Below are 13,720 nucleotides of genomic sequence, written 5' to 3'. Positions count from 1 at the left end.
CCCGCCGGCTCCACCGGCGGGCCGCTTTGCGTTGGGCTGTGCTGCTCGGTAGCATAGCGACCTCTTTATCTCGTTCGGAACTCCGTCATGTCGACCCTTGATCGCGCTGCCATTGAACAGGCCCTGGCCCAATACCAGGACCCCTACCTGAAAACCGACCTGCTGAGTTGCGGTTGCCTGCGCCGTCTGGAGATTAATGGCGGGCAGGTCGAGGCTGAGCTGGTGCTGGGGTATGCCGCCGGCAGCCTGGTCGGTGGCATTGCGCAGATGCTGCAAACGGCGGTGGAGAATGTCGATGGCGTGACCTCGGCCAAGGTCAGTGTGGGCTGCGAGATTGAAGCGGGTGCGGTGCAGGGGCAGGTCGCGGCGCTGGCCAACGTCAAGAACGTCATTGCAGTGGCCTCTGGCAAGGGCGGGGTAGGCAAGTCCACCACGGCCGCCAATCTGGCGCTGGCTCTGGCGCGAGAGGGCGCCAAGGTCGGTGTGCTGGATGCCGACATCTACGGCCCCAGTATGGGGCTGATGCTGGGCCTGCCCGAAGGCACGCGTCCGGAAACCCGCGAGGGTAAATGGTTTGTGCCGCCGCGTGCGCACGGCATTCAAGTTATGTCCATGGCGTTTCTGGTGGATGACAACACGCCGGTGGTCTGGCGCGGCCCGATGGTGTCCGGTGCACTGATGCAACTGCTGACCCAGACCGCCTGGGATGACCTGGATTATCTGGTTGTAGATATGCCGCCGGGCACGGGGGATATCCAGCTGACCCTGGCGCAGAAGGTGCCGGTGACGGGCGCCGTTATCGTTACCACACCGCAGGATCTCGCGCTGCTGGATGCCAAGAAGGGCATCGGCATGTTCGAGAAGGTGAACATCCCCGTGCTCGGTGTGGTTGAGAACATGGCAATCCACATCTGCTCCAACTGCGGCCATGCCGAGCACCTGTTTGGCGAGGGTGGTGGTGAGCGCCTGGCGGCGCAATACCATGTCGAGCTGCTCGGCTCGATGCCTCTGTCAATGATGATTCGCGAGCAGGCCGATGGCGGCAAGCCGACGGTGGTGGCTGAGCCGGAGTGCCAGATCAGCATGGTCTATCAGGACATGGCCCGTCACGCCGCTGCGCGCATCACGGCGCTGAAAGGCGCCGGCGGCATGCCGGAGATCAGCATTAGCGAGGATTGATGACGGTCTTTTGTCATTGCCTATAACCCGGTAACATGCTGGCTCGTTTTCGTACAGATCACTCAGGACCCGCCATGAGCATCAAATCCGACCGCTGGATCCGCACCATGTCCCAGGAACAGGGGATGATTGAACCCTTTGTCGAGCGCCAGATCCGCGGCGCTGAGGGCGAGCGGGTCATTTCCTACGGTGTTTCCAGCTACGGCTACGATGTGCGCTGCGCCGACGAGTTCAAGGTGTTCACCAATATCCATTCGGCGATCGTTGATCCGAAAAACTTCGACGACAAGAGCTTTGTCGATATTCAGAGTGATGTCTGCATCATCCCGCCCAACTCCTTTGCGCTGGCGCGCACCGTTGAGTACTTCCGTATTCCGCGCAATGTATTGACTATTTGTCTGGGCAAGAGCACCTACGCGCGTTGCGGCATTATCGTCAACGTCACGCCGCTGGAGCCGGAGTGGGAAGGGCATGTGACCCTGGAGTTTTCCAACACGACCAACCTCCCGGCCAAGATCTACGCGAATGAAGGTGTAGCGCAGATGCTGTTCTTTGAGTCCGACGAGACCTGCGAAACCTCTTACCGTGATCGCGGCGGCAAGTATCAGGGGCAGCGCGGCGTTACCTTGCCACGCGCCTGAGCGGCAAGAGCGCATGACGACTAAACCGGCCTTGGGCCGGTTTTTTGTTGTGTGGTCATCTGTGGCAAGGCGGACCAAGCCAACCGCGTGCCCGCGCAATGCGGCGTTCTGGCCGGCGTGGTCCCCGTCAGTGGGCTCAACACTGTTCCGTCCTTAGGCGCCACCCGCACGGTTAGTCGTGAATAAAAAAACCGCCGCTTTCGAGCTGCCGTGGAACAGCGCAAAAGAGGCGGTGCAATGCTGACGGAACAGCAGCCCGGGCTCAGCGTCTGATGGGGATATGCTAGCCCGGGCCGGGTATTACAGGGTTTTCGAGACCGACAGGGTGACGTTGGAGTCACAGGAATCCTGGCTGGAGTAGGCACAGTCGTCACCCAGGTCGGTGTCGCTGTACATCAGAGCGACGTCGAGGCCCAGCATGGTTTTGCTCAGGGTGACGGCCCAATCGCCGTATTCTTCGTCACCGTCAACGCCGTTCAGCGGATCTTTGGTGTCGGTCAGGCCGTAGTGCAGGCCCAGGCCCACGTCGTACGGCAGGGAGAAGTCATAGCCTACGTAGGTGTACAGCGCGCTCTGCGGATCGTACGCGTATTTGGCGCCCAGGGTCAGGCCGTAGAGGCTGATGCTGGCCAGCGCCTCTTCAACATCGATAGCGCTGTTTTTCGGGTAGGTATAAGTAGCCCAGGACAGATCGTAGCTGATGTCGTCGGTGATGGCTCCGCCGTAGCCGGCGTAGTAGTCGATCTCGATGCTGGAGCCGCCAAAGTCGGTTGAGTCGATGTTGGATGCCCAGGCACCGATGTACAGGCCGCTTTCGTGGGCGATGTCCAGGCTGCCCTGAATGGCGCCAGCGCCATCGGTTTGCGACTGGCCGCGCCAGATGTAGTCGGTTGCCAGGGTGGCAGTCATGCTGACGTCAAACTCGCCCATGGCGGTATCAAAGGCTTCGGCGTGCGCCATGTTGGCAAAAGAGAGCGTGCTGGCGGTAGCAACGGCAACTGCGATTTTCTTCATCATCACGTAATACCCCGTAGGTTTTTGATTTAAGTGCGTTGGCATTGCTCACATAGCATTTAGCTTGCCAGTTTTTTATTTTCGTTTTAAATCAATTATTTACGTCATGATTACGGGTGCGGTTGCTCTTCGGTACACAGGTACAATAGCTGCGTGCGCACTGTTGTAGTGCGCGTATTACAGAATTGTGTTGCATTTGGTGGCAAGCTGCCACGATGGGGTAGAAATGGCTTACCCGGGCAGGTTTGCCAGGGCGACCAGCGACTTGCTGCGCTGATAGCGTTGCAGGCGTGAGTCGAGCGATTCAGGCAGGTGGGCGGCAAGCTGGTAGCCGCAGCGCTGGTAGAAGGGAGTCAGGTGCGGGGCGCAAAACAGCCAGATGGGGCCGTCGACCTCGGCACGCACCTGGTCTAGCAGCTGAGTGCCGAGGCCTTGGGCGCGCATCGCTGGTGCGATCAGCAAGGCGGTTAGCCAGTGTCCTGTTTCCACGGGCTGCAGGCACAGACTGGCGCAGATGTCTGGTGCGCGTAGCACCCAGATCTGCTGTTGGCCATTGGCCTTCATACCGCGATGGTGGCGGCGGTAGAACCGGTTGGCCAGGGGGAGCAACTCGCGGGGCAGCTGCTGCAATGTCAGGGTTACCGTATCCGCTGGTGCGGTCAATGGGGCGCTACTGGCGATGACGGGTGCGTTTGCCCATTACGGCAGCCACCACAGACAGGGCCAAAAACAGGGGGCAAAGCAAAGCGCCCAGCTGATCGTAGGGGGCGCCAAACCCTCCCAATGCAAATACGGCGGCGGCAAGAGACATGACAATAAAGGCGATGGCCCAGTTGTACATGGGGGATCTCCTCGGTGCGGCGGTAAAACGCTCAGTTAACTGGTTATCAAAAGCTCCAGGTCGAGTGGCTTCCATTATATGAAAGTAAATCGCAGGTTTGGGCTCCAGAGACATGATTTTTTTCCTTTCCTTCTTTTCGCATTACAGCTGCAGTCGGTTGGCAGTCTGCAGCGTCGGACTTGGCCAGCGTGCTTCGCTGACTGTCCGAGCCTGTCCGATATGCAGTTGACTGGCATCCACGCTGACCACGCCCGGCGTGTGTAGGGCGGTAGCGACCGCAACACGTTTGTCCCCGCGCTCGGGAACCACACCACTGAGCCGTACAACACCCTTGTTGCTGTCCACACGGATGTCGATGCCGGACGTGTTACCATGCCAGGTCAACCGTGATTGCAGGGTGCTGACGATGCGGCTGTCGTCGGCAGATTGAACTATCGTGGCCTGGTGCGGCTCCATGCTAAGAGCCGGCTCGCGTGCTTGCGTGCTCATTGACAGTGAGCACAGCAGGGCGGTGGATAGGCTAAGCAGTGCGATGGGTTTGGCGCTGCGCATGACGGTCTTCTCCAGTCAATATCCGTATAAAGGTTTGCTTGTGGCTCGCCTTTTTCTGGTTTGTGTTAGTACTTGAGCAAGCGTCGTGCCAGGCTTTTTATCGTTTTTAAATCAATAAAAATCAAACACTTACAGAATTTTCGCAGATTGCCTTGCATGCAGTTTGCAAGATGCGTCCTGGTAGGCCATGCATTTTGCACGACTGCCTTGCGGTGGGATCAGCGCCCGGAGAAGACAACCCTTATGGATGCAACTCAAAGCAATGGCCGGATATTGCTGGTTGATGATGAGCCAGCGATTTTGCGTACCTTCCGTTACTGCCTCGAAGACGAGGGGTATCTGGTAGCGACCGCCAGTAACGGTATGCAAGCCGAGTCGGTGTTGCACAGCCAGGTGTTTGACCTGTGCTTTCTGGACCTGCGTCTGGGCGAGGAAAATGGTCTGGATGTGATGGCGCGCATGCGCGCGATTGCGCCTTGGATGCGCGTGGTGATGGTAACCGCTCATTCGGCGGTGGATACCGCGGTCGACGCCATGCAGGCCGGCGCTGCCGATTATCTGGTCAAGCCTTGCAGCCCTGATCAGTTGCGCATGTCCGCAGCCAAGCAGCTTGAAGCGCGGCAGATGGCCGCGCGACTGGAAACCCTGGAAGAGGAAGTACGGCAGACCCGCGTGAGCGGCGATTCGCAAAGCCCCGCGATGATGGCGGTACTGGAAACCGCGCGTCAGGTAGCCGGCACCGATGCCAACATCCTTATTTTAGGTGAGTCGGGGACGGGCAAGGGTGAGCTGGCCCGCCTGATTCACGGCTGGAGCCGGCGGGCCAAGAAGGAATGCGTCACCATCAACTGTCCCTCTCTCAATGCCGAGTTGATGGAAAGCGAGCTATTTGGCCACACCAAGGGCGCCTTCACCGGTGCCAGCGAAAGTACCCTGGGGCGTGTCAGCCAGGCCGACGGCGGCACCCTGTTTCTGGATGAGATTGGTGACTTTCCGCTCACGCTGCAGCCCAAGTTGCTGCGCTTTATTCAGGACAAGGAGTACGAGCGCGTCGGTGATCCGGTGACCCGCCGCGCGGATGTGCGCATTCTGGCGGCAACCAACCTTGACCTGACCGAGATGGCCAAGGAAGGGCGCTTTCGCGAAGACCTGCTGTATCGCCTCAACGTGATTACCCTGACCTTGCCTCCGCTGCGCGAGCGTACCGACGATATTCTCACTCTGGCCGACCGCTTTCTGGCCGGCTTCGTCAAGGACTACGCCCGTCCGGCGCGTGGTTTCAGCGACGGCGCGCAGAATGCGCTACTCAACCACGGCTGGCCCGGCAACATCCGCGAACTGCGCAACGTCATCGAACGTGCCAGCATCATCTGCAATGAAGAGCGGGTGGATGTAGCGCACCTGGGCCTGGGCGCCGAACCCGAAGACAACGCCGCACCACGTGTGGGCGCGAGCCTGAGCCTGGACGAGCTGGAGAAGGCGCATATCGCAGCCGTGCTGGCTTCCAGCCCGACGCTGGAGCAGGCCGCGCGCACCCTTGGGATTGATGCTTCTACCCTGTATCGCAAGCGTAAGCAGTTCGGTCTATGAAGCTGCGCAGCCAGCTGTTTCTCAGCAGCAGTGCGTTGCTGACGGTTGCTCTGGTCGGCTTGCTGGTGGGGATGGTTGGCGTGCTCAGCCTCACGCAGTCGCAGAGTCTGAGTGTCAGCAGCAACATCGGCATCCTCAAGGCGACCATGGGCATGCGTCAGGAGATCGGTCGTCAGGTCACCATGCTGTTGGCCGAAGACTTTGATTCTGCCGCGCTCAAAGAGTCAGACCGGATATTCAAGGAGTGGTTGACGGTGGCCGGGGAGCAGGCGCGCAGTGACGCCGACCGCCAGGCTATTAGCGAGATCAGCCGGGCTTACTCGGTCTACGATCAGGTGCTCAAGAGCCCCACCTCCCTGCGCCGTGATCTGCTTTCCGACAGCACACTCAGTGTTAATGTGGCGGCCATGCGTGACCGGATCAATGAGGTGCAGAACCGCTATCTGGAATACGTTGAAGCAGCCGAAACCGCGGCCCACCAGCGCGCCTGGTTGATTGCCATACTGCTGGGCCTGATTGGTCTGGCAGTGCTGCTGCTGGGCCTGTTGACGGCCCACAGCATTGCCCAGCGCTTTGGCCGCCCCATTGAAAGCCTGGCGCAGGCTGCCGACCGTATCGGTCAGGGTGACTTCAACGTAATGCTGCCGCTGTCACCGGTCACCGAGGTGGCGGCGCTCAGTCGCCGTTTTGGCGCCATGGCCGAGGCGCTGCGTCAGTTCAAGAGCACTGATCTGGAAGCGCTGCAGTCAGAGCAGCGGCGCTTGCAAGCGGTACTCGACAGTATCGACGACGGCTTGCTGATTCTTGATCAGCATGGCGAAGTGGACCACTTCAACCCGGTTGCCCGGCGCCAGCTCAACTGGGATGCCCGCGAGCTGGGGCAATCACTGGGGCTGGCCATGGGGCGGCCTGAGCTGGATGAGCAGGTGCGCGAAGTGTTGGCCGGTAATGCCTTCAGCAGCGAACAGGAAGACCTGGCGGTGCAGGTGTCCGGTGAGACGCGCCTGCTCGACTACAGTTTGACCCCGGTGGTGCGCAACGACAGCTGGGTGCAGGGCGCGGTGATGGTGCTGCGTGATGTGACCGATCAGCGTGCTTTCGAACGGGTGCGTCGTGAGTTTGTGCTACGCGCCTCCCACGAGCTGCGTACGCCGGTGACCGGCATGCACATGGCCTTTGCCCTGTTGCAGGAACGGCTGGAGTTCACGCCGGGCAGTCGCGAGCAAGACCTGTTCGACACTGTCGATGAGGAAATGCGCCGGTTGGTGGACCTGATCAACGACCTGCTCAATTTCTCGCGCTATCAGAATGGCCTGCAGAAGCTGGAGCTGGAGCCATGCGACCCGCGCGAACTGGTGCGAGCGGTGGTATCGCGCTTTGAGGCCCAGGCCCAGCAGCAGGGCATAAGCATGCACGAAGAGATAGATGACGACCTGGCCGTTGCGCGGCTGGACCGGCTGCAGCTGGAGCGAGTGCTGGACAACCTGGTCGGCAACGCGTTGCGGCACAGCGATGTGGGCGGCAGCATTACCGTGTCGGTGCAGCGTAATGGCAAACGCGTGGTATTTGCCGTCACCGACACCGGTGAGGGTATTCCCTACAGTCAGCAGATTCGGGTGTTTGAGCCCTTTGTTCAGGGCGGCGGCAAGAAGGGCGGTGCAGGCCTCGGGTTGGCACTATGCAAGGAGGTCGTGCAGCTGCACGGTGGCCACATTGGTGTGACTTCACGGCCTGGCGAGGGCGCCAGCTTCCATTTCGCTCTGCCGTTGTAGCGGCGGCAGGCGCTGATCAATCAGCGTTTACCCATCGAGCGGCGCGTGCCACGCGGCGGCATGTGTACGCGCTTGGTGTGCGGGTCGAAGCCCGCCTTGCCCTGTCTGGGCGAGTTGGTTTTGCCGGCCTGTTTGCCGGCGGCCGCAAAGAGGGCGCCGAGCCCGGTCGCTGACGGCGCAACCGGTTGGTCGGTGCTCGCATCGTTCAGGCACTGATCGTCTTGCTTGCTCATGGCGTTCTCTCCAAGGTGGGGGCGGCGAGTATAACGGCTTGCCGGGAGCGCCATAAGTCTTTATGAGGGTTGTCGTTTTGCGCTGCTACCCAGAGTCCCTTGATTGCGGCGCTACAATGCTTCGGCCAAGCGGTAAGAGAACGAGCCGCGACTGAGAGGCGGGCGTGCCGCTGTGGCGCTATTTCTTCTATCAGGCGATTTTATGGTTATTCAACGTAAGGGCAACGCGGCGGCGGTCTCCATGTCGCCATTGCATGAGCTGGACAAGGCGCTGGAGCTGCTGCACTTCGGTTTCCGAGGGCTGACGGTCGATGCGGACCTGTATCTAGCGGAGCTGGGGCTGTCTCGGGTCCATCACCGGGTGCTTTATGTGATTGCCCGCGCAGAGAACATTACGGTGGGGGCGCTTGCCGACACCCTCGGTATCAGCAAGCAGGCGTTGCACCGGCCACTGACCCAGCTGCAGAACGATGGCCTGGTGCTGCATGCGCGTGACCCGCAGCGCCACCGTTTCAAATTGCTGACCCTCACGGACAAGGGTGCTGAGGTTGAGCAGCAGGCCTCAGACCGGGAGCGCAGGGCCATCGGTGAGGCGCTGAATCTGGTATCGGCCGAGGGGCAAGACGGCTGGTACGCCGTCATGGAGTCGTTGGCGGATCGGCTTTAACGCTCTTTCACCATCAGCGTTGCGCTGGCCTTGGCGTAGAGCTTGCCGGCGTCATCGCGGATATCCGCTTCACAGATCGCCAGCGAACGGGTGCGTTCGACCAGCCAGCCGCAACTCTTGTAGGCCTGGCCTGCTGTCAGCGGGCGTACGTATTTCACATTGAGATCAACGGTCGAGTAGCTGGCGTCCAGCGGCAGGGTGGTGAACAGCGCCAGCGCCGCCGCGCCGTCCAGACAGGTGGCCGCAAAGCCGCCGTGAACAGCCCCGGCCGGGTTTAGATGGCGGTGGTCTGGCGTGGCCTGCAGTTCGACCCTACCGTGTTCTGCTGCTGTGGCGACGAGGCCCATGGTTTCGCCGATGGGCGATCCGCTGGCGCGTTTGGCTGCAAGCCCCTGCATGATCTGCAGGCCGGATGGCATTGAGTCAGTCATTCATATTTCCTTTTTCAGTGGGCGGATACATCAAGCTGGCAGCGTGGCAAGCATGGAGGGGCGCTGGGAAAAGTCCGCGTAAAACGCGGCCAGTGCCGCAAACTGGTTGCGCCAGCCCAGATCTGGCAGGCGAAAATCCAGATAGCCAAGGGCGCAGCCGATGCCAACCTGGGCTGCGGTGACCTCGGGCTGGCTGAGTGCCTTGCTGCTATCCAGCACCAGAAGCGCTCGCTTGATCTTTTCCAGCTGGCCGTCTGTCCAGGCTGGCCACTGTTTGCCGGCTGGGCGAATCGCCTGTTCGTAGCGGATACTCAGCGTGGCTTCCATCACGCCGTCGGCCATGGCGATCAGCGTTTGCTGCTGCCAGTGCGCCGTGCTTGTCACCGGACTGCTGCCGGATACGAGCTGTTGCAGGTAGGCGCAAATCACCCGACTGTCGTACAGCGCTTCACCGTCATTGGTCAGCAGGACCGGGATCTTGCCCAGCGGGTTGTGGGCGGTAACCTCGATGTTTTCGTCGGTTGGTAGCACGGCGACTGACGTCAGCTCCAGTTGCTCATGCAGACCCAGCTCAAAGGCCAAGACACGTACTTTGCGAGCGAAGGGCGAGGGTTGTGCGTACAGCAGTTTCATGGCGGATTTCCGGTTCAGGTTTGCGGGGAAGTGGTGATGCGCTCGCGTACCATGATGCATTTAGCCGTGGGCTGAATCAGCGCCTGCAGCGCGTCATCGCAATCGACGATCTGCGGGCAGACCAGCATCGGGTCGCACTGCTTGCTGTTGACCAGGTCCAGCACCTTGGGGATGTGCGGGCGCACGTTGCAGGCGCCGACCGACATGGTCACGTTACGCATGTACATGCCGAACAGCGGGATACGTGGCGGCTCGAACATGATGCCGATGCAGGAGCAGTGTCCGCCGGGTGCGAGCCCCAGCAAACCGCGGTTCAGCGCCTGCTCGTCGCGGGTCGCGGCAACCACCACGTCGTAGCGTTCATCCAGCGTGCTGTGCGCGCCAATCTCCACGTTGGCACCGCACAGTTCTGCCATTGCCCGGCGGTAATCGTCGGTATCCAGATAGTCGACCTGGCTGGCACCGGCGGCGCGTGCCATCTGCACCGCCAGCACACCGAGGCTCTCGGTACCGCCTACCACTAGAACGCGGGCATCGGTATGGCGCTTGATTGGTGTGCTGGCGGCAACCCAGGCGTCGGTCAGGTTGTCGCTGGCGCTGGCCACTGCGAGCGGGTTGGTGCCCACTGGCAGTGGCACCAGCATGGCGTCGGCGTAGGGTACGTAGACTTCCTCGGAAAACAAACCGCCCCAATGTCCGCCGGCGGGCACGCCATAGGCCGCGTATTTCTGCACAGCTGTGCACGCTGTAGACAGCCCGCGCGCGCACTGGGCGCATTGGCCGCAGGCGATTTTCCAGGGCACGCAAATAAGGTCTCCGGGCTGCACGCTGCGCACGTTTTCGCCGGTCTGCAGTACCTCCGCCACGCATTCATGACCGATGGCAAAGGGCGGCTTGAATGGCGTCGCGCCGGCAATCAGACGTCGGTCCAGATCACAACTGGCGGAGGCGATAGGCCGCACGATAGCGCCGTCAGGCGAGGCGAGGTGCGGGCTGGGGGAGTCGATCCAGGCGAGTTTGCCTGGGGCTGTCACCATGAGTTCCTGCATGCGGTGTTGCTCCTGATCACTGGCCGTAGAAGGCTTCGCCGTAGTGGATGAGCCCGTCGGGGGTAAAGTCCATGAACTCGCTGGCGCGGGTTGGGCCGCTGCTGGTGTCGGCGGTCCACCAGACGTTCAGGCGGCAGATGGCCGGGTCCCAGGCAAAGGCCTCTACTTGCAGATTGGGTTCGCTGAGCGAGCCGTAGGCGGTATGCCAGTACCGGGCGATGACTTCACGTCCGGACACCACGGGCTCGCCGGTCAGGCGCGCGGCCAGCGGGCTGCGCATGCGTGCGTCATCGCTCAGGTGAGCTACTACTGCAGCAATGTCTATGCGGTTCCAGTCGGCGGTCCACTGGCTGACGAAAGCAGCGGCAGCTGCGCGATCCGGGAAAACGGCCTCGCAACTGCTCGTCGTGGCGAAGACATGGGGCGCGGTTGAGCACAGCAGGCTGGCAACCAGCAGTGCGGCGTGACGAGTCATGACGGGCTCCTTGTTGTTATTGGCGCAATGGCTTTGGCGTAAGCGGGTGACAATGATGCTGGCACGGATAAATTTTAACGTCAACATTGTTGATATGAGTTTTGTGCGGTAGCCTTCGGGCTCTGGCATAGCGCCTTGCCGGAGCCCGTTATTGATTGTGATCAGGACAGACATGCAGCCCATCCACTATGCCGACACCGATACGCTGAGCCTGCGTCAGCTCGACGAACTCAATCACGCCCCCAAAGGCACGGCGTTTCGGGTGTTCCGTCGCTGCGAGGCGCAGCTGGAGGAGGGGAAGGACTTCTTCTACCTGGCGGCCGACGTGCACAAGGCGCTGATCGACAGTCTCAAGGTGAGCGGCCAGATCTACGCCACCACCGTCAATCTGGTGCTGCTGACCCAGTCAGGCTATCAGCGTCTGACTGAACTTAGCCGAGCAGGCCAAGCCAGCCAGAGCCCGCCAGCAGCACCCCCATCAGCTGATTGAAGCGGCGCAGTGCCACCCTAGAATGCAGCCAATGGCGCGCTTTCAGGCCCAGCCACGCCCACAGCAGCATGCAGGGAATGGCGATCAGCAGAAACAGCAGCGCGAGCATCCAGGCCGGCGCGCCTGAGGTGCTCATGAATACACCAACAACCGCGAGCGCCACGGTCCAGGGCTTGGGGTTGATCAGCTGCATCAAGGCGGCCGCCGCAGCGCCCAGCGGTTTGTCGGTGCTGCTGTCGGTGTTCAGCTGCACATCCGCGGTGGCTATCTTCCAACCGAGCCAGCTCAGCCAGAGCGCGCCCGCCCAGCCGAATACTGTCGCCATCTCGGGGTGCGTCAGCAGCGCTGCACCGGCGCCTAGCCCCACCGCCAGCACCAGGGCGGCGGAAGCCGCGCAGCCGCCCAGCACGATAGGCAGACTGGCGCGCAGGCCAAAGCGGGCGCTGCTGCTCATGGCCAACAGGTTGGTCGGGCCGGGGGTGATGGAGGCAACAAAGGCAAAGACAAGAAAGGGCAGCAGGGCGGTCAAGACAGTTCTCCCGAAAATGGATTCGAGAGCCAGTCTGCCGCGTGTCTCAGCGTCGGTCTGGAAGGCCTGAGCAGCGTTGCTGGTAGTGCGCGGGGGTGACGCCGTAGGCACGCTTGAACCAGCGTCCCAGATGGCTCTGATCGGCAAATCCCAAACTGGCGGCCACCTCGGCTGGGGCCTGACCTGCGGCCAGCTGGCGGCGGGCCTGGGCGAGACGCAGCTGTACCAGATAGGCGTGCGGCGCCATGCCGAAAGCCGCCTTGAACGCGCGGTTCAGGCGAAAGCGGTCAACACCGGTCACGGCCGCCAGCTCGTTCAGGCCAAGGTCTTCATGCGCATGAGCGTGCAGGTAGTCGCGGGCTCGCAACGCCACCTGCGGCATGCGCGGGTCGGCCTCGGTACGGCGGCGCCACTGGGTATGTGCCGACAGGTTGCTGAGCAGATAGTCCAACGCCGTCTGCCTGACAATGCGCAGTTCCTGCTGATGCAGGGTCTGAAAGGTGCTGGCGATGGCGAAGATCAGCTCGGGTGACTGCGTCACCGTCATGCTCATTCCGGGGACGCAATCCTCGGGCGCGTCGGCAAACAGCCCGCGCATCTCGCGCTCCATCCACAGCGGGTCCAGATACAGCATGGAATAGGTGAAACCATCCTCTGTCGGCGCCTCACCGTCATGCACTTCACCCGGCTCAATCAGAATGACCTTGCCCGGCACGCTGTCATAGCGCTGCCGCCCGCAATGAAAGCGCTGCAGGCCCTGCTCGGTAAAACCGACCAGATAGCTGTCGTGCCAGTGCGGATCGTAGGCGTGGCCCTCAAAATGGGCACGAATCGTCTCAATGCCGGTGTCGGCATCCTGCTTGAGATCGATCCAGTTGCTGGGTTTCATGGCGCACGCCTCGGGGATGACGAGTGTCAGTGCAGCATAACCCAGTGTTTGTGGGTGTCTGGAAGATTTGTGCACGGCTGTCGGCGGGCTGCCGACAGCCGTGTGCGGGTCAGCGCTGCCCGGTCTTCACCCACTTGGCGACACTGGGCGGCGTGTAGTCGCGGACCTTCGCGAGCAGGGGCTCTGCTGCGTTGTCGACGATCAGCATGTCGCGGTAGGGCTGGCGTATGAAGCCTTCGGTGACGGCGTGGTTGAGGAACTCGATCAGCTTGTCGTAGTAGCCGGCGGCATTGAACAGGGCGCAGGGCTTTTGGTGGTGGCCCAGTTGGCCCCAGGTCCAGACTTCGAACAGTTCCTCAAAGGTGCCGACGCCGCCGGGCAGTGCGATAAAGCCGTCAGACAGGTCGGCCATCATGGCTTTGCGTTCGTGCATGGAGCCGACTTCGTGCAGGGTGGTCAGGCCTTCGTGGGCCAATTCGCGCTCGACCAGATGGCGCGGGATCACCCCAATCACTTCGCCACCGGCGGCCAGCGCCGCATCAGCGACTGCACCCATCAGACCAACCTGGGCACCGCCGTACACCAGGCCAATGCCGGCCTTGGCCAGCGCGGTGCCGAGCTGCTGAGCGGCGGCAAGATATTCGGGTTGGTTGCCGGGGGCGGAACCACAGAAAACACACAGACGCATGGACTCTCCTGATGAGCTGGGGAGGGGCAACGCTCGGTGGCAGAGCG

17 protein-coding genes and 1 pseudogene are annotated in these 13,720 nt (G+C 61.6%); 6 read left to right on the top strand and 12 right to left on the bottom strand.

What is annotated here, in order from left to right; translation table 11 throughout:
• Positions 1–87 precede the first annotated feature (87 nt).
• Together apbC and dcd are read left to right on the top strand one after the other, a co-directional pair.
• The gene (gene apbC / locus ASB58_RS09275; RefSeq protein ID WP_118130217.1) at positions 88–1,179 is read left to right on the top strand and encodes an iron-sulfur cluster carrier protein ApbC; all 1,092 of its coding nucleotides are present in this window, start codon (positions 88–90) and stop codon (positions 1,177–1,179) included.
• 74 nt (positions 1,180–1,253) lie between these two features.
• Entirely contained in the window at positions 1,254–1,820 is a 567-nt protein-coding gene (gene dcd, locus ASB58_RS09270; protein WP_096004119.1) for a dCTP deaminase, read from the top strand.
• 300 nt (positions 1,821–2,120) lie between these two features.
• Here the strand turns inward: dcd and ASB58_RS09265 are convergent, their stop codons facing one another.
• From ASB58_RS09265 to ASB58_RS09250, 4 genes are all read right to left on the bottom strand, one after another.
• Positions 2,121–2,837, bottom strand: a complete 717-nt coding sequence (locus ASB58_RS09265) for a TorF family putative porin (RefSeq protein WP_118130216.1) — start codon at positions 2,835–2,837, stop codon at positions 2,121–2,123.
• 228 nt (positions 2,838–3,065) lie between these two features.
• Positions 3,066–3,497 carry a GNAT family N-acetyltransferase gene (locus ASB58_RS09260; RefSeq protein WP_328587543.1) on the bottom strand — a complete coding sequence of 144 codons (432 nt, stop codon included), beginning with the start codon at positions 3,495–3,497 and terminating at the stop codon, positions 3,066–3,068.
• Positions 3,498–3,504: 7 nt separating this feature from the next.
• Positions 3,505–3,789 carry a hypothetical protein gene (locus ASB58_RS19875; RefSeq protein ID WP_133065874.1) on the bottom strand — a complete coding sequence of 95 codons (285 nt, stop codon included), beginning with the start codon at positions 3,787–3,789 and terminating at the stop codon, positions 3,505–3,507.
• A gap of 27 nt (positions 3,790–3,816) precedes the next feature.
• Positions 3,817–4,227, bottom strand: coding sequence for a BON domain-containing protein (locus ASB58_RS09250; protein ID WP_065335633.1), 411 nt, complete (start codon positions 4,225–4,227; stop codon positions 3,817–3,819).
• Positions 4,228–4,470: 243 nt separating this feature from the next.
• Here ASB58_RS09250 and algB point away from each other — a divergent pair, with 243 nt between their 5' ends.
• A complete protein-coding gene (gene algB / locus ASB58_RS09245; protein WP_118130215.1) occupies positions 4,471–5,817 on the top strand; it encodes a sigma-54-dependent response regulator transcription factor AlgB in 1,347 nt (448 codons plus the stop codon).
• A complete protein-coding gene (locus tag ASB58_RS09240; protein WP_118130214.1) occupies positions 5,814–7,589 on the top strand; it encodes an ATP-binding protein in 1,776 nt (591 codons plus the stop codon). Before algB ends, ASB58_RS09240 begins: the two co-directional genes overlap by 4 nt.
• A gap of 20 nt (positions 7,590–7,609) precedes the next feature.
• Here ASB58_RS09240 and ASB58_RS09235 read toward each other — a convergent pair whose 3' ends face one another.
• A complete protein-coding gene (locus ASB58_RS09235) occupies positions 7,610–7,822 on the bottom strand; it encodes a hypothetical protein (RefSeq protein WP_096004113.1) in 213 nt (70 codons plus the stop codon).
• 202 nt (positions 7,823–8,024) lie between these two features.
• Here ASB58_RS09235 and ASB58_RS09230 point away from each other — a divergent pair, with 202 nt between their 5' ends.
• Positions 8,025–8,489 carry a MarR family winged helix-turn-helix transcriptional regulator gene (locus tag ASB58_RS09230; protein WP_118130213.1) on the top strand — a complete coding sequence of 155 codons (465 nt, stop codon included), beginning with the start codon at positions 8,025–8,027 and terminating at the stop codon, positions 8,487–8,489.
• A 50-nt stretch (positions 8,490–8,539) separates the two neighbouring features.
• Here ASB58_RS09230 and ASB58_RS09225 read toward each other — a convergent pair.
• The 4 genes and pseudogenes from ASB58_RS09225 to ASB58_RS09210 all read right to left on the bottom strand — a co-directional run.
• Positions 8,540–8,836: pseudogene (locus ASB58_RS09225) on the bottom strand (PaaI family thioesterase); the annotation flags it as partial.
• A 114-nt stretch (positions 8,837–8,950) separates the two neighbouring features.
• On the bottom strand, positions 8,951–9,553 hold the full coding sequence (locus ASB58_RS09220) for a glutathione S-transferase (RefSeq protein WP_118130211.1): 603 nt from the start codon (positions 9,551–9,553) through the stop codon (positions 8,951–8,953).
• Between the two features lie 14 nt (positions 9,554–9,567).
• Positions 9,568–10,602 (bottom strand): zinc-dependent alcohol dehydrogenase, encoded by a 1,035-nt coding sequence (locus ASB58_RS09215; protein ID WP_118130210.1) that lies wholly within the window; start codon positions 10,600–10,602, stop codon positions 9,568–9,570.
• Positions 10,603–10,618: 16 nt separating this feature from the next.
• Positions 10,619–11,077, bottom strand: a complete 459-nt coding sequence (locus tag ASB58_RS09210; protein WP_202974618.1) for a nuclear transport factor 2 family protein — start codon at positions 11,075–11,077, stop codon at positions 10,619–10,621.
• A 172-nt stretch (positions 11,078–11,249) separates the two neighbouring features.
• Here ASB58_RS09210 and ASB58_RS09205 point away from each other — a divergent pair, with 172 nt between their 5' ends.
• Entirely contained in the window at positions 11,250–11,567 is a 318-nt protein-coding gene (locus ASB58_RS09205; RefSeq protein WP_118130209.1) for an ORF6N domain-containing protein, read from the top strand.
• Here ASB58_RS09205 and ASB58_RS09200 read toward each other — a convergent pair.
• The 3 genes from ASB58_RS09200 to ASB58_RS09190 all read right to left on the bottom strand — a co-directional run bounded on the left by ASB58_RS09200 (position 11,509) and on the right by ASB58_RS09190 (position 13,673).
• On the bottom strand, positions 11,509–12,096 hold the full coding sequence (locus tag ASB58_RS09200; protein ID WP_118130208.1) for a LysE family translocator: 588 nt from the start codon (positions 12,094–12,096) through the stop codon (positions 11,509–11,511). The genes ASB58_RS09205 and ASB58_RS09200 overlap by 59 nt on opposite strands.
• Positions 12,097–12,142: 46 nt before the next feature.
• Positions 12,143–12,985 carry an AraC family transcriptional regulator gene (locus tag ASB58_RS09195; protein WP_118130207.1) on the bottom strand — a complete coding sequence of 281 codons (843 nt, stop codon included), beginning with the start codon at positions 12,983–12,985 and terminating at the stop codon, positions 12,143–12,145.
• Between the two features lie 109 nt (positions 12,986–13,094).
• On the bottom strand, positions 13,095–13,673 hold the full coding sequence (locus ASB58_RS09190) for an LOG family protein (RefSeq protein WP_118130206.1): 579 nt from the start codon (positions 13,671–13,673) through the stop codon (positions 13,095–13,097).
• Positions 13,674–13,720 lie beyond the last annotated feature (47 nt).

Source organism: Pseudomonas abyssi (assembly GCF_003444685.1).
Taxonomy (GTDB): Bacteria; Pseudomonadota; Gammaproteobacteria; order Pseudomonadales; family Pseudomonadaceae; genus Halopseudomonas; species Halopseudomonas abyssi.
The sequence above is the reverse complement of the archived record's forward strand: the minus strand, read 5'-3'. Positions and strand labels throughout refer to the sequence as shown.

What these genes read in the sequence shown, in the direction of transcription:
- apbC (WP_118130217.1), top strand. Translation starts at nt 88, where the DNA reads ATGTCGACCCTTGATCGCGCTGCCATTGAACAGGCCCTGGCCCAATAC.
- dcd (WP_096004119.1), top strand. Translation starts at nt 1,254, where the DNA reads ATGAGCATCAAATCCGACCGCTGGATCCGCACCATGTCCCAGGAACAG.
- ASB58_RS09265 (WP_118130216.1), bottom strand. Translation starts at nt 2,837, where the DNA reads ATGATGAAGAAAATCGCAGTTGCCGTTGCTACCGCCAGCACGCTCTCT.
- ASB58_RS19875 (WP_133065874.1), bottom strand. Translation starts at nt 3,789, where the DNA reads ATGTCTCTGGAGCCCAAACCTGCGATTTACTTTCATATAATGGAAGCC.
- ASB58_RS09250 (WP_065335633.1), bottom strand. Translation starts at nt 4,227, where the DNA reads ATGCGCAGCGCCAAACCCATCGCACTGCTTAGCCTATCCACCGCCCTG.
- algB (WP_118130215.1), top strand. Translation starts at nt 4,471, where the DNA reads ATGGATGCAACTCAAAGCAATGGCCGGATATTGCTGGTTGATGATGAG.
- ASB58_RS09240 (WP_118130214.1), top strand. Translation starts at nt 5,814, where the DNA reads ATGAAGCTGCGCAGCCAGCTGTTTCTCAGCAGCAGTGCGTTGCTGACG.
- ASB58_RS09235 (WP_096004113.1), bottom strand. Translation starts at nt 7,822, where the DNA reads ATGAGCAAGCAAGACGATCAGTGCCTGAACGATGCGAGCACCGACCAA.
- ASB58_RS09230 (WP_118130213.1), top strand. Translation starts at nt 8,025, where the DNA reads ATGGTTATTCAACGTAAGGGCAACGCGGCGGCGGTCTCCATGTCGCCA.
- ASB58_RS09220 (WP_118130211.1), bottom strand. Translation starts at nt 9,553, where the DNA reads ATGAAACTGCTGTACGCACAACCCTCGCCCTTCGCTCGCAAAGTACGT.
- ASB58_RS09215 (WP_118130210.1), bottom strand. Translation starts at nt 10,602, where the DNA reads ATGCAGGAACTCATGGTGACAGCCCCAGGCAAACTCGCCTGGATCGAC.
- ASB58_RS09210 (WP_202974618.1), bottom strand. Translation starts at nt 11,077, where the DNA reads ATGACTCGTCACGCCGCACTGCTGGTTGCCAGCCTGCTGTGCTCAACC.
- ASB58_RS09205 (WP_118130209.1), top strand. Translation starts at nt 11,250, where the DNA reads ATGCAGCCCATCCACTATGCCGACACCGATACGCTGAGCCTGCGTCAG.
- ASB58_RS09195 (WP_118130207.1), bottom strand. Translation starts at nt 12,985, where the DNA reads ATGAAACCCAGCAACTGGATCGATCTCAAGCAGGATGCCGACACCGGC.
- ASB58_RS09190 (WP_118130206.1), bottom strand. Translation starts at nt 13,673, where the DNA reads ATGCGTCTGTGTGTTTTCTGTGGTTCCGCCCCCGGCAACCAACCCGAA.